Here is a 20,158-nt window from a genome sequence, read left to right on the forward strand (position 1 = left end):
GCCTATAGCTGTTTGATCCTTATTCACCAGTTATAATATGTTCTTTACAAAAGCTCAAAATCATTTCTTCCTCATCATCTTCCAATGCGAAGTCTAATAGTTTCTCATCTACTTTTGCCGTGATAAAGTAATTAGCCAATGAAATCTCTTCATCTTTTTTGGCAATAATCACGCGGATTTCAAGGCCACCTTCTGTATAAAGCTCATCCTCTTCATCAACATTGATATCCAAAACAAATTCATAACGTTGGCCTTCAATTATATGAGTTGGATCTAAGATTTCTTCCATTGTATATGCTAAAATATCCAATAATATCGCTCCTTTTACATCTTTCATTACTTTATAATATAGGAAATTGGCAATTAGTAAAGTTTTATGATGAAAATGGGCAAAAAGATAAGGAGTGTTGGAAAATGCAAGAGCTTTTCTATTATCAAGATGTGATGATGAAAGAATTTGATGCAACTATTCAATCACAACAAACAGATGTAGACGGACGAAAATATATTGTTTTAGATAATACTGCTTTTTATCCAACTGGTGGTGGACAACCCCATGATACAGGTATGTTAAATGATGTTAAAGTCATTGATGTAGAAAAAGTCGATGGTGAGATTCGACATTATGTAAGCGAATTATTGCCAAAAGGCTCCACAAAAGTACATGGTGTACTAGATTGGCAACGTCGCTTTGATCATATGCAACAACATGCTGGTCAACATATCTTAACAGCAGCTTTTGTCGAACTTTTAAACTACCCAACAATTAGCTTTCACCTTGGAACTGAAACTGTCTCAATCGATATTGATGCCCCTAAACTCTCTGATCAGGAACTTGCTATTGTTGAAAAAAGAGCCAACGACATCATTTTAGAAAACCGTCCCATTGAAACAAAATGGGTAACAGAAGAAGAACTTACAAACTATACGTTACGAAAAGCTGTGGCGGTTACAGGGGAAATTCGACTTGTTATTATCCCAGATTATGATTATAACGGCTGCGGAGGGACTCACCCAACTTCTACTGGACAAGTTCAAGCGATTAAAATATTAGCCACCGAAAAACAAAAGAAAAAAACTCGTATACATTTTGTCTGCGGGGGGCGTGTACTTCAAGAACTTCACTGGCGAAAAAAGGAACTATCTGAAACAGCTCGCCTAGCAAATGCACCCGAAGAAGAAACAGCTCGAGCGGTAACAAAGCTTTTGCAAACACAAAAATCACTTGAAAAATCATTAGCAGATGCACATGCAAGAATTTTATCCTTCGAGGCTAAAGAATTATTACATCTAGCATCTAATCACCTAATCCATAAGATATTCACTTCTCGCTCCGTGCAAGAACTTCAACAATTGGCGCGCGCAATCGTTGCAGCAGATGAAAAAAGTACAGTGTTATTCGTTTCAGAGCAAACAGATAGGGTACAATTCGTGGCAGCAAAAGGACAATCAGCGCCAACTGATAGTATGAAAAGAATCACCAATACGATTCTTCCAATCATCAAGGGTAAAGGTGGCGGTAGTGATAGCTTTGTACAAGGTGGCGGTGAACCTACTATTTCAGCTGAAGAACTATTAGAAGAAATGATAAGAATATTAATGTAAAGTGAACCTCTCATCTGTGGGAATTTCTTCATCCCACAGATATTAGTGTATGTACATGTACAATCATACTAAAAAACTGTGAATACACTTTGTGCACTCACAGTTCAAATAGAAACTTGTCTCCTAGATTAGTCAGTTATACTACCTGGTGAGAAAATCATGGACGGCTCAGATATTATGTTTGTGATAAAAAGATTCCAATCTTCGATCATCGTGTAGAAGTGGAAGACATCAGGTTTTCCTGCAGGATACGTAATAGACTCTGCATCCAAATAAAATTCATCCCAATCATTTTGTTCCTGATAACGTTCGAGCAAACTTCCTGCTTCTACCTTTTTTTGAAATTCTTCAAAAGCGCTCGGTATTACATCTAAAAAGATTATTTCAATATTCTCTTCTTGTATTTGGCTACGCATTCTATTCGCCCAATATAAAACAACATTTTCATCTAACTTTGCATACTTTGTATTTTGGCGTGAATAAGGATAATGCTTAGCCTCTTCTTGTCGTTTATTAATATCTTCAATCTTATACTTAGTAAAGGACTGATATACTTTTATAAGTTTTTCTTTCAACTTTGGAGATAATCCATCCTTACGCAACAAAATTTCTAATTTCATGCCTAAATAGCCTAGCTCTATCCCTAACTGTTCTTCGCTAATTGCCGTTGATTTTTGGTTAATGAGCCATCTAAACGCTGATTGATAAAAAGCTCCTGCAGCTGCGAGATCTAGCGTTGTGTATAATCCTTCAGGCAAGTATATACATTGTGTATAAATTTTTGAAACGGCTAAACGTAGAATATCACCCATAAAGTAAGAATCTCTTTCCAACCATTCATCTTTTGTCCCTTGAATATAGGCATAATCTGGATTAATATTGATAAACTGATCATATTGCTGAATCTTACGTTCATATAAAGCTCGAATTGATTGACGAAGTAATTCTTTTTCTCCATCAATTTCATTTAGTTCAAAGAACGTACCTACTGTATCTACGTAAGCATTTGAAAGGCGATCAAATCCACGCCCAAAAATCTTATTTAGTTTTTCAAGATGCGTTGTTTTTTCTTCACCATCAAAATCACGTTCAATCCTTGCTTTATACGTAATATATTCAGATGCTAGATAGTTAATATGTTCGCTAATAGCGGCAATTCTTTCAAAAGAAACACCACCTCGCGCACTCACATTAAATTCAACCATCTTCCAAAATATATCCTTTGGTAATCCATTCGTTTCAATTTCACTTTGAGTGAGTGCTTGAACCTTCATCCACTTATTTGCGGAGAAATGCTGAGGTTTTTTCTTTTCAATATATTTTTTATATTGTTCTTTTAGTTTTTCTATTATTTCAAAATTTAAATTACTATTTGAATTCGTTCTTTCATTTTCGATACTCAATTTATCGATAGACAGTGGAGATAAAGGCCAATGATCATGTTCCCTCATAATTTGTAAGGGCCCCCTTTGTAATGTTACAGACCAAATCTATTAATCATTATGGATATTCTATCAATAATTATTGTATTAAACTAGAGAATTTTATACATTCAAATTAAAAAACTAGCAATTTTCACGATATTTTCACTATTCTGCATACATATAACCACATATCAGCTAAATAAAAAATGCCTACTTCAACTAAGATAAGCTTGTTGAAGAGGCATTTATATTTTTTCTTATCATCAATAAATATTTTTAGTAACTGAATTTTTTAATAAGTATTCGATTTCTTTAAATCCTAATTTTTCTGCATGTTCAAGTGGTGTGACATCATCTTTGTCTGCAATATTTGGATTTGCTTTATGTTGCAATAATAATTGGACACATTCTTGATATTTCTTACTGCCATCACCTAAGATAACTGCTTCTAGTAACGCTGTCCATCCTAAGTTATTAATGTGATTAACATCTATTGTTGTCTCATTTAATAACCAACGCAAAACATGAATATCACCATGTTCAGCTGCTGGTATTAGCGCTGTGTTTCCATATCGATCGGTACTGGTTGGATTAGCACCCGCTTTTGTCGATAATTTAAGAATATCCAAATAACCTTCTGCAGCGGCATATAGAAATGGTGTATTATGCATATCATCTTGAATATTCACATCGGCACCTGTTGCAATAAGAATTTTAGCAATTTCCACATCATTATTATATGTAGCAATCATCAGTGGAGTTCGTCCTCTTTCATTTCTTTGATCTAAATCTGCTCCGGAACGAATTAGCTTTTTTACCGCATATACATCTTGTTGATGAACAGCATTCAATAATGTTTGTTTAGTATCTTTATCTTTTGTAAATTTAACTAAGGCAAATCCTAAAGACAATGCGACCATTGCAGCTTTATGTCTTTTTTTCATGTGTTTTCCTCATTCCCATTTGCTTTCGTTCACTAATATGCAATTCCTACTCTCGTTTGTAAAAATTGTTTTTTAAAACATTCTTCATAGGCAAATCTCGCAGTATCACCTACTGTAATTTTTTGTCCATTAAGAGGTAGCTGATTTTTTTCTATTCTATATTTTCCGGTTTCTTCCCCATCCGGTAAATATGTTGGACAAACAATTGTCCAGTCTAAATCTGATTTCTTTAGCATTTGAAAAATCTTTGCATGCTCTTCTGCAGCAAATGTCTTTTTCTGTTTAGATTCACTTGTTTGAAAACGAAACTTTCCAGATTCTATACGGCTATCTAAAATACCTGCCGTGCCTATAGTGACGATTCTTTTTATATCATGTTTCTTCATGGACAAAATAATATGTGGAATACTTTCAGATAATGTGGTTGTACCATTTGCATTTAAAGCACTAATCACGATATCTGCATCAATAATGGTCTGCTCAACATCTTCTATACTCAAAGCATTTCCTTGCAAAATGGTTAAATGGTTATGTTCTTCTAGTTTTGACGGAGTGCGAGGAGTGCGGACAAGAGCGGTAACTTTGTGTCCATCTTGTAGTGCCATTCGGACAATTTCTCCACCGACTCTTCCCGTTGCACCCAAAACAGCCAGTCTCATTTTATAATTTCCCCTTCCAGCTTTATTCTAATCATTATTTTATCATTTAGCATTTTCCTTACAAATAAAATGATTTTTGCACATAAAAAGCGATGAAATATATATGTAAATTTTTATACTCTTATGTCTAGAAATTGTTAAGTCCCTATACCTTTAAAATATCGTCCATTCATTTTAATTTCTAAGTACTTTTATACAAAATAGCTACTGAGGCAAGTCTTTTACTATGAAGTAATCTGCTATAAAAATAAGCCTCCCCTTATAGAAGAGACTCTTCTTTTGTAATGGTTGATGAACGATTACTACTATCATCGTCTTTTTTATCTGGAAACAGCACATGATGCAATTCATCATCACCAGACCCCTCTGCTAGCTTTACTCCTGAACGATAAGCTGCTCTGCATATAAGATGCCCTGCGACTGGCGCTGTTAAAAAAACAAAAAGAATACCTAGCAAAATTCGAATGCTAAAAAATCCATCATGCGCCCAAAAATACAGAAAGGCTCCTAGTAAGGATAGTAGGACAGCTAATGTCGAACTTTTTGTTGCTGCATGTGATCGAGTATAAATATCTGGTAAACGAATAATTCCGAACGCACTTACAACACTCATCAAACTTCCAACTAAAATCAGCAAAACACCTGTCCATTCAAGAATCGGATTTACGCTCAATAATTTTCCCCCTCTCCAAATACTTTGAAAAGGCAATGGTACCGATAAATGATAAAATCCCTAATATTAAAATAACTTCTAAAAAGGCTTTTGTTTTAAGTAGAATTGATACAATTGCAATCATCGATAATAATGTAACGCCAATCATATCTAGCGCCACAACGCGATCAGGCATAGAAGGGCCTCTAATAATTCTAAAAAGGGCAACTATAATCGTGATTGAAAATAACACTAAAGATAAGATCAAGATTTTCTCTGTCATTTTCGGGTCACCTCCATAATGACCTTTTCAAAGTTTTCTATCGAGCGGAGTACAGAACCTTTCGATTTTTCAATGTCCATAGCGTGAATATAAAATTTCCTTCCATTTGGTGAAACTTCCATTACGACAGAGCCAGGAGTCAATGTTAAAAGAAGAGCTAATGTTGTAATTTCACCCTCACCTTGCAAAGCAGTTTTATAAGTAAAAATACCAGGTGTAATATTAAGTTTTGGGCTACATATTTGGCGTAGCACAAGCAAGCTAGATAAGATTAATTCCCATACAAATATCGATACTAATTTTCCAACAGCAAAAATCCTCTTTAAATAAAACTGCATACCGAAAAATCGGTGCATTAAATATAAAATCAAAATTCCAATTAAAAATCCGGTAAAGAACGTTGTAAAATGTGCTTCATTTTCATCCTTTAAAAGCATCCAAAGTACTGCTATAAAAATATTTAATAGAAACTGTGTTGGCACACGTTCACCTCTTCTCTATTTTTCTAATACTGCCTGAATATAGATTTCCGGATTTACAATAGTTTTAGTAGCATCCTCCACAAAACTTGAAAAACCCTCTGCACCAAATCCTAATCCAAATGTGCAACATGCAAGTAACAAAATAGGTATTAATTGCCCCTTTGGAAGAGGTTTTTCGTCACCAATACTAACAGAAGTTTCGCCAAATATTGCTTGTAGAAACACACGCAATAATGAGTACAACACAACAACACTAGAAAAAAATGCAATGGCTAACACAACATAGGATTCTGCTTCTATTAATCCTTGTCCTATCAATATTTTCCCGACAAATCCACTGAATGGTGGAATACCAGCAAGCGATATCATAACGATAAAAAAGAGCCAACCGAATAACGGATAATGTCTAATTAGCCCACTCATCCGATCAAATCTTTTCTCACCTGTTAAGTTAATCATCGTACCAACAATAAGAAATAGCATAGCCTTCGCAATCATGTCATGCATTAAATAATAGATCGAACCTTGTAACGAAGAATCTGTTGCTACCCCAAGACCCATTAAAACGAATCCAACACCAATAACAACATTGTAAGCAACAACCTGTCTTAAATCTTTATACGCAATTGCTCCTAAACACCCTGCTATTATGGTAACTACAGACATTCCTTCGATTAATATATGTGTCACTTCTGGCTTATGATAGAAAACCAATGTAAACATTCGAATCAAAGCATAAATACCCACCTTCGTTAATAACGCTCCAAACAATGCTGCAACTGCAGTTGGTGGCACACTATATGAACCTGGCAACCAAAAGAATAATAATAAGCCAGCCTTTAAAGCAAAAACAACTAAAAATAGCAAACTAATGGTTGTAAGAAGTGCATCCTGTCCCTCCTCAGCAACGCGAACAGAAAGATGAGCCATATTGAGTGTTCCTAAGGTGCCATATAAAAAGGCTAGTGCTACAAGGAAAAACCATGAAGCGAGGACATTAATCAGGACATACTTTAAAGACTCTCTAAGTTGTTTCTTGTTACCACCTAGTGCGATTAATGCATAAGACGCTAATAACATTACTTCAAAACAAACAAACAGATTAAAGATGTCTCCTGTCATAAACGAACCATTTACCCCTGCAATCATAAAAAGAACAAATGGGTAAAAATACATCTTCTCATGTCTTTCCCCTATAGATGAATAGGCATATATTAAACAAATTAATGTAACAATACTAGCGATTAAAACAAGTAAAATGGCAAAGGAATCAGCAACAAATGAAATACCATAAGGCGGTAGCCAACCACCAAAATCCAAACGCATAATGCCACTTGCTTGAATATTCTCCAATAGAACAATACTGATGAAAATAAGGGACAGCATTGTTATCAAACTAAGAGCTCTTTGTACTCGGATATGATTTTTAAGAAATACTAGAACAATTCCTATCATAATAGGGACAACGAGAGGCATAACAACTAAATTATTCATACTTTTGCCCCCTTAAACTTTCAAAATCATCAGATTTACTTGTTTGATAAATTCTAAAGGCAAGAACTAACACAAATGCTGTCACAGCAAAGCTAATTACAATGGCTGTTAAAATTAATGCTTGTGGAAGAGCATCTGTATAGGGACTTTCTGCTTCTTTTAAAAGAGGTACATTACCTTTTTTAACGCCTGCAATCGTTAAAATAAGTAAATGAACTGCATGAGACAATATTGCAGTCCCTAAAATAACTCGAATCACATTTTTTGAAAGAATTAAATAAGTAGCAACTGAAACTAGTACACCGATTAATAAAATCATCATTGTCTCCATCACTACTCACCACCTTCACTAATATTCAAAATGATTGTTACTACAACACCAACTACCGTTAACGTAACGCCCGCTTCAAACAGCACTACACTTGCCAACTCTTTTTCACCTATAAGCGGAAAATGTACTGCTATCGCAGCTTGAGTTAGAAAATCTTGACCAAATAATACAGAAGCAAATCCAGTTCCAGTTGCCAATAATACACCGATAGCAGCAATGATCTTAAAATCAAAAGGCATCCCTTTATGAACTATTTCTATACCTGCTGCTAAATACATCAAAACGATAGCTGAAGCTAATACTAGTCCTCCGATAAATCCCCCTCCAGGAGAATAATGACCTGAAAAAAATAAATAGACGGCCATCGTTAAAATGATAAATACAACAACTTTTGTTACTGTTTTTAAAATGACATCGTTAGTCTTCAAAATCGGTCCCTCCTTTTTTCGCTTTAAACTTGATCAATGTATATACACCAAGTCCAGCTATAAAGAGGACAACCACTTCTAACATAGTATCAAACCCACGAAAATCACCTAATATGGTGTTCACAATATTTGCACCACCAGCTAGATTGTATGCATCTTCAAAGTATTTAGATATTCTCTCAAACTTATCAAAGTTTAGTACTGCCAATGAAATAACCACTACTAATGCTCCTACAGTAATTGAAATAATACTATTCGATATTTTCGTAGAGATTGATAATTTCTCTGTACTCCACTCCGGTAAGTAATAAAAACAAAGTAAGAACAATACGGTCGTAACAGACTCCACAACAAGTTGTGTTAAAGCTAAGTCAGGTGCCCTAAATAAGACAAAAAAGAAAGTAACGCCAAAACCTAATACACCATTTAAAATAACAGCGGTGATGCGTGATTTCACAAATAGTATGGAAATAGCAGCTAATAACATCACACCAATCAAAATCCATTCATACCACTCAATAGATGCGTTATTCTCTGTGCTAAATGAAAAGGCACCACTATAGAAAAAGAAAACCCCAACCGAAAAAATAAAGAAACTATAAATATAAAAAGCATAGTGCCTTAGCAATCCTGTCATATAGCTATTTGTCACTTTATTACTTAGACTTTCAGAACCAAAAATAACGTTGACATATAACGCATTCAAAGACCAATTTGGTGGATAAAAACGATATATCCCCATCCATTTTCCTAACAAACGATACAATATCGCTCCTATCAAAATGACTGCAATGGTCATTAGTATTTCTGTATTAATACCATGCCAAGCATGAATTTCAGGTGTTAGTTTTTGAGCTGGTGCTAAATTAGGATAAATACTTACCATCGCTGGCTTTAAAATATACTTTCCTAATGTATTTGGAAAAAAGAATAGACTAATTACCATTATGCAAAGAATAAATGGAGCGACAAGTAAAGGAAAAGGAGCCTCATGAACAGGCCTCTCTACTTTCTGAATTAACGGTCTTCCTAAAAAAGCTTTAAAAATGATTATCATACAGTAGATAAACGTAAACACACTAGCTATCCAAGCAATAACAGGAAATAGAATTCCGACACTACTTATAGAAAATAGATTCAGATCTTTTATATGGAGTACAGCAGCGAAAAACAGCTCCTTACTTAAAAAACCATTAAATGGTGGCATTCCTGCCATGGAAAGACTGCCAATAACAGCTACAGTAAATGTTAGTGGCATAATGGACATTAATCCGCCTAATCGTCGAATATCCCTTGTACCAACTTCATGGTCCACAATCCCTACCATCATAAATAACGCACCTTTAAATGTAGAATGGTTGATCAAATGGAATAAAGCTGCGAAAGTTGCCTGCGTATAAATAACCGTATCCGCTTCAAAATCGAGTGCATATGCAACAGAACCCATACCGACCAAACTCATAATAAGCCCTAACTGACTAACTGTTGAAAATGCTAATAAAGCTTTTAAGTCAGTCTGTTTCACAGCATTAAATGATCCCCAGAATAGAGTTATTAGTCCTACCGTCGTTACAATCCAAAACCATAGCATTTCTCCACCGAAAATTGGGGACAAACGTGCAACAAGATAAATCCCTGCCTTTACCATAGTCGCTGAATGTAAATATGCACTAACTGGTGTTGGTGCTTCCATCGCATCAGGTAGCCATATATGAAACGGAAATTGTGCTGATTTTGTAAATGCACCTAAAAGAATAAGTATCATCGCTGGAATAAATAATTCATGTTCAGAAATATGCTCTATTTGATGGATGATTTCATGCACACTATAAGAATCTGTCATCATATGCAGCATAATAAATCCAACTAACATCGACACTCCACCTGTAACAGTGATTAACATTGATTTTTGAGCACCCGCACGAGATGCTTTTCTATGATGCCAGAATGAGATTAATAGAAAAGAGGACACACTTGTTAATTCCCAAAATGCATACAATACCATGAGATTATCTGAAAATACGACGCCTAGCATAGCGCCCATAAAAAGAAGTAAATAGCAGTAAAAATGTTGTAGGGATTCTTTTGAAGATAAATAGAAAATGGAGTATAGAACAACCAAACTCCCTATTCCAGAGATTAAAAGACCAAAAATCATACTAAGACCATCTAGGTACGTCGTAAAATTGATGTCTAAAGATGGAATCCACTGATAAGTATGCGTATAAGGGTTGCCACTTGCTATGATTGGAATTAGTCTAGCAAGTATGATGAAGACGATGATTGGAACTGTCAAAGCGAGCCAACCAATATGTATTTTTGTGAATTTCTTATTTATTATCGAAATAATAAACGCCATCAAAAACGGCAATATAATTGCTACATGTATTGTCAATAAACCTTCCTCCTATCTTCAAAATAGATGTGGGAATATAATACAAATAAGTATATGCTTGACGAAATTTAGTGGTCCCATCATAATAAGTAGCTAAATAACGCAAAAAATAAAAGACGTGGAGCATGGAGTACCTTTAATAAGGGGGTTGCATAAAACTACGCATACTTAAATTATACATTATTTTCTCTAAATTCATATTTTTAAGCCCTATAAAACTCATATTTTCTTATTTTTATTTATTAATAGTCATAAAATTGTTAAAAAGAAGGTGGAAAGAAACGTGAAACATTTGCATGGACGTATGGATGAAAGTATTTTAGTATGTGTCTATTATGGACCAAATGGTGAAAGGTTGATAAAAAGGGGACATAAAATTGCTCAGATGCTAGACTGTCCTTTTTATATTTTAACTGTTGACTCACTTCCTTATGATGATTTAGATGCCGAAAAACTCGCATACATCGAACAATGGAAAGAACTTTGTGAAGAATACAAAGTAGAAGAATTTATCATTCGTGATAATGAAAAAAGGCCTATTCAATCGGTCATAGCTGAGGTTGCGAATAACCTTAATATTACACAAGTTATTATTGGTCAAACAGCCCAAAGTCGATGGGAGGAAATTACAAAGGGGTCTTTTATGAACTTACTCTTAAGGGAAATCCCATTTGTTGATATGCACGTTGTATCTGTTGAACGTTTTATCCATAATGAAGAAGACACAGTTTATGAAAAGGGTGTAAGAGGTTATCTTGTACGTGAAGAAAAACAATACAAAGTAGTATTTACATGTCCAAAAGAAATCTGTCATACGGGTATATTCTTCAAAGAGATTGGTACCGACTTTGACAATGGTATTTTCAAATTTATGCATGAAGGAAAAATGCATGAAATACAAATAATTGAGAGCTTTGCGATAGACAAAAATGTGATTCCTAAATGTACAGCAAAATAACTAAAAAAACTGTTCATGAGTATCATAATTCCCATGAACAGTTTTCACTATCTATTTCCCCTTTTTCCGCTCTTCTTTTTTCTCTTGTTCTATATTTGGATTTTTTTCATAAACCGTATTGATTCTTTCAAGCATTGGAGGATGTGTATAGCGGAACCATTTCACAAGTAATGGTGGATTAACCTCACTCAATCCTGCTTTTGTTAATTTTTGGAATGATGAGACAGCCGCTGCATGATCTTCTGTTAGTTTAATGGCATATTCATCAGCTCGTGATTCCTGATATCTAGAAACATAATTCGACAGAGGGCTCGATGCAAACATTAAAAACGAAGTAACGAGTAAAAATAGTGGTATTGAACTTACATCACCTATCTTCTTTATCTTTAACGCTTGACCATATCGCAGAATAATCCAGTCCATAATTTTAGAAGTGAGCCAAAGACCGACAAATGTTAATAATATATAGCCAGCTATCCCAAAGTAGATATGCTTTTCAACATAGTGCCCCATTTCATGCGCCATGATAAATAAGATTTCTTTATCTGTCAACCGATTCAATGTTGTATCCCATAGTACAATTCGTGAATTACTTCCAACACCAGTAACATATGCATTTAAAGCATTTGTTTTTTCAGCCATATTGACTTCATATACATGGTCTGATGGAATATTCGCCTGATCAGCTAACGCCAGAATTTTAGCTTCTAATTCTTTATTTTGTAAAGGATAAAAGTCATTATAAAGCGGATCAATAATGACAGGCTGTACAAACATTAAAAAAATAGAGAATGGTATGGATAGCAGCCATGTATACAGCCACCATCTTTTCGTACTCTTTCGTATAAGCCAATAAATAACCGACATCATGATAACAGACATCATATAATTGACTCCAAAATCGATTAAACCATCTTTTACCCAAGAAGAGACAGTTTGTGTGCTAATTCCATATTCTTTACTCAATTGATACCGATAATAATCCATTGGCCACATTACAATATACAGTAGCAAAGATAACCAAAATACATAAATTATTGTCTGGAAAAGTGTTGATTTTGCTTTTGAAGTTGCCTTTTTTTCAAACAAGCGGGACAATCCTAAAAGTAAAATAAATAAATAAATCAACCATTCAAGTGGTGTTACAACGAAGAAAAGAAAGTTCCTTATTTTTGAATAGTCTTCACTTAACAATAGCTCATGACTGGACATAAAAACCGCTGGATCGGCAACCGTTCCTTTTAAAGAATTTGGAATCTCACCATTTCCACTATGAAATATATAAAAGTACATTCCTACGGCATAAACTCCAGATAATATGAGCATTATTATGCCAATTTTTTTTGCCATTTCATCTCCACCCTTATTAGTCTATCCTATAGAATAGTGTAATCTTAAGAAAAAAATATAGAACTAACTTATAACAATGTTTAATATCGGAATTTTACTCTTAATACAGCGCTAATCGTAATAAGCCCCGTTTCAATCGGAGTTGTTACGTTTTGATTGGCCATAGCTGTTTTGAATAAAACTGGCTCTGCCATACTTTCTTCTACGATTTCTACAGGTTGTGGAGGCATATGTAAGTGCATAGTTTCTGCTATTGTATTTGCTTTCATCTGTGCATTATCATAGGCTATTATTAAAGCTCGTTGATAATAAAAGTCCGGATTTTCTAGTTTAAATTGTAACCCAGACATACTATTGGCCCCATTTTTTACCGCCGTATCAATCAGCATACCTACTTGACTTATATTTCGAACTTTTACGCTAATCGCATTTGTTACTTCATATCCCCTAAAAAGTTGTTTCCCTTCGATGTAATCATACTTGGGTGAAATCATATACGAAGCTGTTTGAATATCCTCTCGCGCTACTCCTAATGCCAATATAGATTCAATCACGCGGCTCGTTATTTCAGCATTATCTTCTGTTGCCTTACTTACCTCTTTTCCTTTTGTTACTATCTCTACTTGTAGTTGAACAAAATCAGGTGTTGCAGATACATTTCCATGCCCCGTTACTGAAATAATACGTGATACTCCGGGTGATTTTTGATGCATGTTATGATAATACACAGCATTCCGCCTTCCATATTGTTCATAATGCTTATCCTATGCTATTTCTTTTGAAAACTTGTCACGTGGAACCTATCGAGTAAATTGACTTTCCTGCTAGCAGACTTTACACAGTGAATCGACAAGACGCAACGTTCGTACTTTACTCGATTAGCGTATTGCAAAATTGATAAAAAATGTATCCCTTTTATTGGAACCTACAAAATTTGATGAAAACAGGATTTCACCGTATTTTTTATCTAACTATGTTGTTATTTTATGATCTGTTGGAAGCCAAAATGCGACAATTGCTAATAAAGGTAACACAGATATGAATATCATTGTATTAAAAATCCCCATCGAATCCATCATCATACCAATTACTACTGAACCAATTGCTCCCATGCCAAACGCAAGTCCCACCGTTAGGCCCGCCATTGTCCCTACTTTACTGGGCACAAGTTCTTGCGCATAAATAACTGTTACAGAAAAACTCAACATGATGAAAAATCCAATAACCACTAAAAATACAACAACTATCCACAAAGGAAGGTATGGTAAAAGCAACGCTAATGGCATAGGAACCAAAAATGATAGCAATATTACATTTTTTCTACCTATACGATCTGCCATTGGACCTCCAAAAAATGTTCCAACAGCACCAATTCCGAGAAATATAAAAATAAGCATTTGACCATTTTGAATCGTTAACTGATATTTATCCATTAAATAGAAAATATAAAAGTTAGTCATGTTCGTTACATAAAACGAGCGAACAAAAATAACAGCCATTAATAAGCCTAGTGCTATTCCGACTTGCCTTTTTGTTAAATTGGGCAAGTTTGAAATCAATGTCTTTTTCTTATTCGTCAAACGCTCCTCTTCTAATTGGTTTTTATACCAACTAGATATTCGAGATAGCAGAACAATCCCGATAGCTGCTACAATCAAAAACCACGCCGCCCCTATTTGACCAAATGGTACAAGCACAAAAGCACTGATTAATGGTGCTAATGCCTGTCCTGAATTTCCGCCAACTTGGTAGATAGATTGAGACAATCCACGCTTTGAACCAGCAGCCATAAAACTTACTTTTGAACCTTCCGGATGAAAAATAGCGGAGCCCAGCCCTAAAAAGATAACCGATAAAAGAATAATCCAGTAATTCGGTGCAATAGCTATTCCTGCTAGTCCGATGAATGTACAACTCATTCCCAATGGTAAAGCATATGGCTTAGGATTACGGTCACTAAAAAACCCTACTACCGGCTGCAAAACAGAAGATACCATATTCAATACAAATGTTATAAGACCGAGTTGCGTAAACGTTAAACCAATCTCCTTTTCCAATACCGGGAACATCGCTGGTATAACAGCTTGCAATGTATCATTAAATAAATGGCAAATACCAATTGCAACCATCACAGGATAAATAGGCGTTGTGAGATTTTTCGTTCTTACTAATGTCGTTGCCATAATAAGCTTTACACTTCCTTTATATCTTGGTGAAATATATTCATTTATTATAACAATTTTTCCAAAATTCAAATATCTTTTTAAAAGAATATTCCTTTCTTTCATGTTCATACTAAGTGCGATAAAAAGAGAGGTGAAAATAATGGGTGACTTTTTAGAAATAAATTTTTGGGAAATGATGCTACGAACAACACTTTCTTTTATAGTATTGCTCATTCTTGCCCGTCTACTCGGAAAAAAACAATTAAGTCAGCTAACCTATTTCCACTATATTACCGGTATTACAATTGGGTCCACTGCTGCTCAAATTGCTTCCGTAAAAGAAACGCCATTTCTTGATGGAATCATTTCTCTCATTTGGTGGTCAGCTTTAACATATTTCGCCAGTGTGATTACCCTAAAATGGTCTTTCATGAGGAATATCGTAGACGGAAGCCCAACGGTTATCATTAAAAATGGTGAACTTTCAGTACAAGCTTTAAAAACTTCTAAACTCCACATGGATGATTTAGTCATGATGCTTCGGGAACAATCTGTCTATTCCATTCAGGATATACATTATGCGATATTAGAGACAAATGGACAATTAAGTATATTAAAGAAACCAGCAGAACAATCAGCTACCAAACAAGACGTAAAAGCAGACGTATCCATTCCACCTCACATTCCAATAGAACTAATAGGAGATGGGAAAATTATATGGAAATCAATGGAGGAAATGAATTTAACTGAAGAGGCATTAATGAAGAAACTCAAGAAGAAGAATATTCAAAAGGTTGAAGATGTCTTTTATGCACAGCTACAACCAGATGGATCCCTATATATTTGTACAAGAGATGAAAATAAAGCCTCTAACAACGATAAAACAAAACAAAATTAATCTTTTGCATCTTCTCAAAGTTATTCTCTCATGAACATTAAACACCATTCGCCAAAAAGCACTAAAATTCCCCAGGAAATATATTATTAATACAAAACTAAAGAGTAGCTCCTAATTAGGAGCTACTCTTTCATTGATTTATTCGTAAATTTCTTTTAATGCTTTTTTCAGGGGTTCACGGACATTAACTTTTGAACGGATAGCCTTTGCTTTTTGCTCTGCCGCTTCCACCGTTTTTGCTTGTCCTAATTCTAATAATGTTGCCGTAGCTATCGTACCTGCTCTGCCGCTTCCACTCCCACAATGGAAAAAGACCTTCTTCCCATCATGATATGCTTTCATCACTTCATTAACTGCATTTTGAATTGATGGAACTATATCTACCTCTTTATCAGCAATTGGAGCGTGGACTCTTGTATATCCCACTTTTTCTGGCTCTGCAACTCGTAGATCTATTACAATATCAATCTGTTCATTGGCAATTGCTTCTTCTACGTCAGCAGCTCCTCCAAAGAAAATCTGGTTATTAACTAATTCCTGATAGTTTTTCACCGATTTCATTCTCCTTCGTGAAGTAATTCTTTAATTTCTTCATAATGAGGCATTGCTGTTATCGCACCTGCTTTTGTTGCAGCACATGCACCCAATTGGTTAGCAAAACGTACATAGTTAAAAGCTTCGTCCATTGTTTTTGGCATGCCATATAAGTGAACTTGGCGAAGTATACCTGCCATAAAAGCATCCCCCGCACCAGTTGTATCAACACATTCTATTTTAATAGAAGGTACATGTTTCATCTCATCATTAAAGATTACATATGCACCTTTATCACCAACTGTCACCATGATTAATGGAATATCAAATCTCTTTAAAGCATGAATGCCCTCTTCTAATGTATTGGATTGTGTTAAAAAGAATAATTCTTCATCTGCTAATTTTAATAAATCAGCATCTTTTAAGAAAGTAGCAATTGTATCATGACAAATTTGTGGGCTTTCCCATCGTAAGGGGCGAATATTAGCATCCATCGCAACTAATACTTGATGTTTTTTGGCAAGAGCAACCGCTTTTTTGGTAGTTTCTAAAGCAGTTGGATGGAACATTGTATTAGAGCAAAAATTAAAAATAGAAGCACGTTGGAAAGCTTCTTCTTGCAAATGCCCACTTTCTACTTGAAGATCCGGTGTATCATCAATATAATTTGTAAAAATACGCTCATGTCTCTCAGTTAAATGAACATGAACTCCACTAACACGTTTTTCTGGAATAATTTTGGCATAATCCATAATAACGCCTTCATTGTCTAGTTCATGACGGACAAATTCAGATGTTTCGTCATCTCCGGTTAAAGTAATCAGTGCAGCAGGTGCACCTATTCGACTAATACCTGCAGCAACATTCACTGTTGCCCCACCTAAAAACTTGGTAAACGTTGTATTCGTAGTATCATTAGCTATAAAATCAACAAATGCATCCCCGTAGACGAGAACGAATTCTTTTTTGGACTCTAACATTTACAAACTCCTTCACACATATCTTCCTTCTATCGTACCATGAAGTCTGACAACGCAAAAGTAACTTATGAAATAATTTAGGTATTACATCATAAGAAATGAAAAAAGATACTTTTTTCACATTCTACAAATCAAAAAAATCCTATTTCCAGCAGAACTTTATGCCCTCTGCTATACTTATCCTGAAGGAGATTGATAAATATGGATATTAATGTAAGAGAAGCTAAGTTAGCTGACGCACCATTTGTTGCACCTTTAATCGTAGAAGCTATTGATGAAATTGCGAATCGTCTTACAGGTGAAGATGAACCAAAAGCTATTCTCAATTCACTAGAAGAGCTATTTACACGTACAGATAACAGACACTCTTATAAAAACACATATATTGCTGAAATAAATGGTGGAGTTGCTGGAATTATGGTGGTTTATGGCGGTGATGAAGCACCCCTTTTAGATAAAAACTTAGAAACATGGTTAGCTGCTAAAGGTGCTCGAGTTCAAACTATTGAAGTTGAAGCCCGTGAAGATGAATTCTACATTGATACAATTTGCACCGCAAAGCAATACCGTGGACATGGAGTTGGCACTACACTATTACAATACGCTGATCATATTGCTAAAGAAAAAGGTTACCAAAAAGTATCCTTGAGTGTTGAAAAGCAAAAAGTACGTGCTCGACATTTATATGAGAAAATGGGATTTGTATTCTCAGAACCCTGGATGATTATTGGAGAAGAATTTGATCATATGGTAAAAGGTATTTAGTTATTTAGTTCAATAAAGACGGAGACGAATAGCCTCTCCATTTTTCCACTCAAAAAAGATGACTTCACGAATATATTGAAGTCATCTTTATTACATTTTTATAGTGATCTTTTTTATAATTCTAGCAATTTGTAAAGATATTTAACATATATCCACAAATACTTATTTAATAAGATGGATTAATCTTTAAAAACTGTCCGTTTTTCACTTTTACATACTCTGTTCCATTAATTTCTCCATTATACTCAAGAGCTTCCATATCTAAAATTGAAGAATTATTGATGACTTCATAATAGCTACCAAATGAGATTTTGTGCGTACCAGCTTTTAGATCTGCGCCTATTTTATACATACCTGGCTTTTTAACAGATGTAGCAAGTGTATGCTTTACTTTTGAAGAAGGGATAAAGTACGCTCCTGTACCGTAATCAGATAGCTTAAAGTATTGTCCAACTGATAAACGGACATACGCTTGATTGTACACAAAATCATTTGTCAAAATCGCATCGAAATTGGATGGTTGTTTTGAAATTTCATAGTATACATCTTTACCAAAAATCATGTACTCTCCAGCAGAGATATCTTTCCCTACTTTATATGAACCTGCGTATTTTGCATATGGAATAAGTGTTTTTGTAGATTTCACAGTTGAATATTTACTATAATAAGTTTTCTTTCCTGATTTTTTTAAAGCACGAACTTTATAGTAATATCTAAAAGAAGATTTTAACTTACTATTTGTATAGGATGTACTTTTCGTTGAAATGATGCGTTTATACTTACCGCTTTTTGAAGTTGCACGGTAAATGCGATATGAAGTTGCACCTTTTACCTTCTTATAAGAAATTTTGATCTTTGTTGTACCTGTTGCCTTTACCGTAATGACAGGTTTAGATAGTGACGTAGCTGCTGATGCATCAAGTTCGTTTCCAAAAACAAATGCAATAGAAAAAACTAGAGTTAATAACGATATGATATTTTTTCTCATTTTTTACCTACCTTTAATATTATTATGCTTAATTTTAATATAAAAGATAGAATAATACTATCGTTATTCATATCGAATACCTTGTGAAAGTTCTTTTAATTGCATCTCATTTAATATCCGTATAACTTTACGATCCTTTTTAATAATTTTACGTTCACATAAATCTCGAATAACACGATTTAGATGACGATGTGTTGTTCCGAGTAAATCTGCAATTTCACTTATATTTGTTGTTTTTAATTCTAAACCAAACTCATTATTAGGTGCAGTTATAGACAATAAATAGCTCGCAAAACGGTTTTCTACTGAGGCTAATAAATTAACCCGAGAAGCTGTAGTACTCGTTTGTAATTTATAACTTAAATGTTTTAAAAGATCCTGTAAAAATAGTGGGTTATTCATTTCAAAGTTATATATATAATCGAATGGTAACGAGATGCAAAAACAATCTGTGACAGCTGTAATTTGCGATTGGACCGGCACATGCCGAACCAATTCCAAATCTCCTATTATAGCTAGAGGTCTACTAAAACGTAATAATAGGGACTTTCCAGTTTCTACACTTGATGTTGCTTTTATCTTCCCCTCAACTAAGTAAAGTAAAGATTGCAACTCAACTCCCTCGTGCAATATGATTTCCCCTTCTTTGTAGCTTAGAAGTGAAAATGGTCGTGCATCAACATCTCCAAAAATCTGCTGAAACTTATATTCAATTAATTTTCTATGAAGTAGTGACGTGTCTTCGATAATTTTCATCTATAATCTTCCTTTCGGACATATGTCCTTTTTCATTATAAATGTCCTTGTTATGATGATAAAAGCA

Annotated in this window: 22 protein-coding genes; 4 read left to right on the forward strand and 18 right to left on the reverse strand. The window is 34.6% G+C overall.

Features of this window, described 5'->3' with window-relative positions; translation table 11 throughout:
- Positions 1-19: 19 nt before the first annotated feature.
- Positions 20-310, reverse strand: coding sequence for a DUF6509 family protein (locus Q0977_RS13890; RefSeq protein WP_299515101.1), 291 nt, complete (start codon positions 308-310; stop codon positions 20-22).
- On the opposite strand from Q0977_RS13890, the gene Q0977_RS13895 reads away from it, so the two are divergent.
- Entirely contained in the window at positions 295-1,605 is a 1,311-nt protein-coding gene (locus Q0977_RS13895) for an alanine--tRNA ligase-related protein (protein WP_299515137.1), read from the forward strand. The genes Q0977_RS13890 and Q0977_RS13895 overlap by 16 nt on opposite strands.
- A gap of 128 nt (positions 1,606-1,733) precedes the next feature.
- Here Q0977_RS13895 and Q0977_RS13900 read toward each other — a convergent pair whose 3' ends face one another.
- The 10 genes from Q0977_RS13900 to Q0977_RS13945 all read right to left on the reverse strand — a co-directional run bounded on the left by Q0977_RS13900 (position 1,734) and on the right by Q0977_RS13945 (position 10,697).
- Complete coding sequence (locus Q0977_RS13900; protein WP_119416281.1) at positions 1,734-3,056, reverse strand: hypothetical protein; 1,323 nt, start codon at positions 3,054-3,056, stop codon at positions 1,734-1,736.
- Between the two features lie 236 nt (positions 3,057-3,292).
- Complete coding sequence (locus tag Q0977_RS13905; protein ID WP_119416282.1) at positions 3,293-3,973, reverse strand: ankyrin repeat domain-containing protein; 681 nt, start codon at positions 3,971-3,973, stop codon at positions 3,293-3,295.
- Positions 3,974-4,005: 32 nt separating this feature from the next.
- Entirely contained in the window at positions 4,006-4,632 is a 627-nt protein-coding gene (locus Q0977_RS13910) for an NAD(P)-dependent oxidoreductase (protein ID WP_299515113.1), read from the reverse strand.
- 259 nt (positions 4,633-4,891) lie between these two features.
- The gene (locus tag Q0977_RS13915; protein ID WP_119416284.1) at positions 4,892-5,305 is read right to left on the reverse strand and encodes a Na+/H+ antiporter subunit G; all 414 of its coding nucleotides are present in this window, start codon (positions 5,303-5,305) and stop codon (positions 4,892-4,894) included.
- Entirely contained in the window at positions 5,283-5,567 is a 285-nt protein-coding gene (locus Q0977_RS13920) for a Na(+)/H(+) antiporter subunit F1 (protein ID WP_119416285.1), read from the reverse strand. Before Q0977_RS13920 ends, Q0977_RS13915 begins: the two co-directional genes overlap by 23 nt.
- Positions 5,564-6,049 carry a Na+/H+ antiporter subunit E gene (locus Q0977_RS13925; RefSeq protein ID WP_119416286.1) on the reverse strand — a complete coding sequence of 162 codons (486 nt, stop codon included), beginning with the start codon at positions 6,047-6,049 and terminating at the stop codon, positions 5,564-5,566. Before Q0977_RS13925 ends, Q0977_RS13920 begins: the two co-directional genes overlap by 4 nt.
- Positions 6,050-6,064: 15 nt before the next feature.
- On the reverse strand, positions 6,065-7,543 hold the full coding sequence (locus Q0977_RS13930) for a Na+/H+ antiporter subunit D (RefSeq protein ID WP_119416287.1): 1,479 nt from the start codon (positions 7,541-7,543) through the stop codon (positions 6,065-6,067).
- Positions 7,536-7,874, reverse strand: a complete 339-nt coding sequence (locus tag Q0977_RS13935; protein WP_119416288.1) for a Na(+)/H(+) antiporter subunit C — start codon at positions 7,872-7,874, stop codon at positions 7,536-7,538. The genes Q0977_RS13930 and Q0977_RS13935 overlap by 8 nt, the downstream gene beginning before the upstream one ends.
- Positions 7,875-7,876: 2 nt before the next feature.
- Positions 7,877-8,302 (reverse strand): Na(+)/H(+) antiporter subunit B, encoded by a 426-nt coding sequence (locus tag Q0977_RS13940; protein WP_119416289.1) that lies wholly within the window; start codon positions 8,300-8,302, stop codon positions 7,877-7,879.
- A complete protein-coding gene (locus tag Q0977_RS13945) occupies positions 8,292-10,697 on the reverse strand; it encodes a Na+/H+ antiporter subunit A (protein ID WP_299515117.1) in 2,406 nt (801 codons plus the stop codon). Before Q0977_RS13945 ends, Q0977_RS13940 begins: the two co-directional genes overlap by 11 nt.
- Before the next feature lie 283 nt (positions 10,698-10,980).
- Between Q0977_RS13945 and Q0977_RS13950 the strand changes: the two genes are divergently transcribed.
- Positions 10,981-11,655 (forward strand): histidine kinase, encoded by a 675-nt coding sequence (locus tag Q0977_RS13950; RefSeq protein WP_119416291.1) that lies wholly within the window; start codon positions 10,981-10,983, stop codon positions 11,653-11,655.
- 51 nt (positions 11,656-11,706) lie between these two features.
- Here the strand turns inward: Q0977_RS13950 and Q0977_RS13955 are convergent, their stop codons facing one another.
- The 3 genes from Q0977_RS13955 to Q0977_RS13965 all read right to left on the reverse strand — a co-directional run bounded on the left by Q0977_RS13955 (position 11,707) and on the right by Q0977_RS13965 (position 15,188).
- The gene (locus Q0977_RS13955) at positions 11,707-13,005 is read right to left on the reverse strand and encodes a M48 family metallopeptidase (RefSeq protein WP_299515119.1); all 1,299 of its coding nucleotides are present in this window, start codon (positions 13,003-13,005) and stop codon (positions 11,707-11,709) included.
- Positions 13,006-13,085: 80 nt separating this feature from the next.
- Complete coding sequence (locus Q0977_RS13960; RefSeq protein WP_119416293.1) at positions 13,086-13,733, reverse strand: SIMPL domain-containing protein; 648 nt, start codon at positions 13,731-13,733, stop codon at positions 13,086-13,088.
- Between the two features lie 243 nt (positions 13,734-13,976).
- Entirely contained in the window at positions 13,977-15,188 is a 1,212-nt protein-coding gene (locus tag Q0977_RS13965) for an MFS transporter (protein WP_119416294.1), read from the reverse strand.
- Positions 15,189-15,330: 142 nt separating this feature from the next.
- On the opposite strand from Q0977_RS13965, the gene Q0977_RS13970 reads away from it, so the two are divergent.
- Positions 15,331-16,068: a DUF421 domain-containing protein gene (locus Q0977_RS13970; RefSeq protein ID WP_233548096.1), complete on the forward strand. Its 738-nt coding sequence runs from the start codon at positions 15,331-15,333 to the stop codon at positions 16,066-16,068.
- A gap of 138 nt (positions 16,069-16,206) precedes the next feature.
- Here Q0977_RS13970 and Q0977_RS13975 read toward each other — a convergent pair whose 3' ends face one another.
- Together Q0977_RS13975 and Q0977_RS13980 are read right to left on the reverse strand one after the other, a co-directional pair.
- Positions 16,207-16,629, reverse strand: a complete 423-nt coding sequence (locus Q0977_RS13975; RefSeq protein WP_119417211.1) for a dual specificity protein phosphatase family protein — start codon at positions 16,627-16,629, stop codon at positions 16,207-16,209.
- Complete coding sequence (locus tag Q0977_RS13980; RefSeq protein WP_119417210.1) at positions 16,626-17,582, reverse strand: carbohydrate kinase; 957 nt, start codon at positions 17,580-17,582, stop codon at positions 16,626-16,628. The genes Q0977_RS13975 and Q0977_RS13980 overlap by 4 nt, the downstream gene beginning before the upstream one ends.
- A 201-nt stretch (positions 17,583-17,783) precedes the next feature.
- Between Q0977_RS13980 and Q0977_RS13985 the strand changes: the two genes are divergently transcribed.
- Entirely contained in the window at positions 17,784-18,347 is a 564-nt protein-coding gene (locus Q0977_RS13985) for a GNAT family N-acetyltransferase (RefSeq protein ID WP_119417209.1), read from the forward strand.
- 166 nt (positions 18,348-18,513) lie between these two features.
- Here the strand turns inward: Q0977_RS13985 and Q0977_RS13990 are convergent, their stop codons facing one another.
- Both Q0977_RS13990 and Q0977_RS13995 read right to left on the reverse strand, forming a co-directional pair.
- Positions 18,514-19,335: a hypothetical protein gene (locus Q0977_RS13990; protein WP_299515124.1), complete on the reverse strand. Its 822-nt coding sequence runs from the start codon at positions 19,333-19,335 to the stop codon at positions 18,514-18,516.
- Between the two features lie 63 nt (positions 19,336-19,398).
- Positions 19,399-20,091: a Crp/Fnr family transcriptional regulator gene (locus Q0977_RS13995; protein ID WP_119417207.1), complete on the reverse strand. Its 693-nt coding sequence runs from the start codon at positions 20,089-20,091 to the stop codon at positions 19,399-19,401.
- Between the last annotated feature and the right edge of the window lie 67 nt (positions 20,092-20,158).

It is taken from the genome of uncultured Rummeliibacillus sp., from assembly GCF_934216135.1.
Taxonomy (GTDB): domain Bacteria; phylum Bacillota; class Bacilli; order Bacillales_A; family Planococcaceae; genus Rummeliibacillus.

Coding starts and splice junctions, on each gene's coding strand:
- Q0977_RS13895 (WP_299515137.1), top strand. CDS start 295: ATGCTAAAATATCCAATAATATCGCTCCTTTTACATCTTTCATTACTT.
- Q0977_RS13975 (WP_119417211.1), bottom strand. CDS start 16,629: ATGAAATCGGTGAAAAACTATCAGGAATTAGTTAATAACCAGATTTTC.
- Q0977_RS13910 (WP_299515113.1), bottom strand. CDS start 4,632: ATGAGACTGGCTGTTTTGGGTGCAACGGGAAGAGTCGGTGGAGAAATT.
- Q0977_RS13990 (WP_299515124.1), bottom strand. CDS start 19,335: ATGAGAAAAAATATCATATCGTTATTAACTCTAGTTTTTTCTATTGCA.
- Q0977_RS13995 (WP_119417207.1), bottom strand. CDS start 20,091: ATGAAAATTATCGAAGACACGTCACTACTTCATAGAAAATTAATTGAA.
- Q0977_RS13920 (WP_119416285.1), bottom strand. CDS start 5,567: ATGACAGAGAAAATCTTGATCTTATCTTTAGTGTTATTTTCAATCACG.
- Q0977_RS13965 (WP_119416294.1), bottom strand. CDS start 15,188: ATGGCAACGACATTAGTAAGAACGAAAAATCTCACAACGCCTATTTAT.
- Q0977_RS13970 (WP_233548096.1), top strand. CDS start 15,331: ATGGGTGACTTTTTAGAAATAAATTTTTGGGAAATGATGCTACGAACA.
- Q0977_RS13930 (WP_119416287.1), bottom strand. CDS start 7,543: ATGAATAATTTAGTTGTTATGCCTCTCGTTGTCCCTATTATGATAGGA.
- Q0977_RS13985 (WP_119417209.1), top strand. CDS start 17,784: ATGGATATTAATGTAAGAGAAGCTAAGTTAGCTGACGCACCATTTGTT.
- Q0977_RS13900 (WP_119416281.1), bottom strand. CDS start 3,056: ATGAGGGAACATGATCATTGGCCTTTATCTCCACTGTCTATCGATAAA.
- Q0977_RS13980 (WP_119417210.1), bottom strand. CDS start 17,582: ATGTTAGAGTCCAAAAAAGAATTCGTTCTCGTCTACGGGGATGCATTT.
- Q0977_RS13905 (WP_119416282.1), bottom strand. CDS start 3,973: ATGAAAAAAAGACATAAAGCTGCAATGGTCGCATTGTCTTTAGGATTT.
- Q0977_RS13935 (WP_119416288.1), bottom strand. CDS start 7,874: ATGGAGACAATGATGATTTTATTAATCGGTGTACTAGTTTCAGTTGCT.
- Q0977_RS13955 (WP_299515119.1), bottom strand. CDS start 13,005: ATGGCAAAAAAAATTGGCATAATAATGCTCATATTATCTGGAGTTTAT.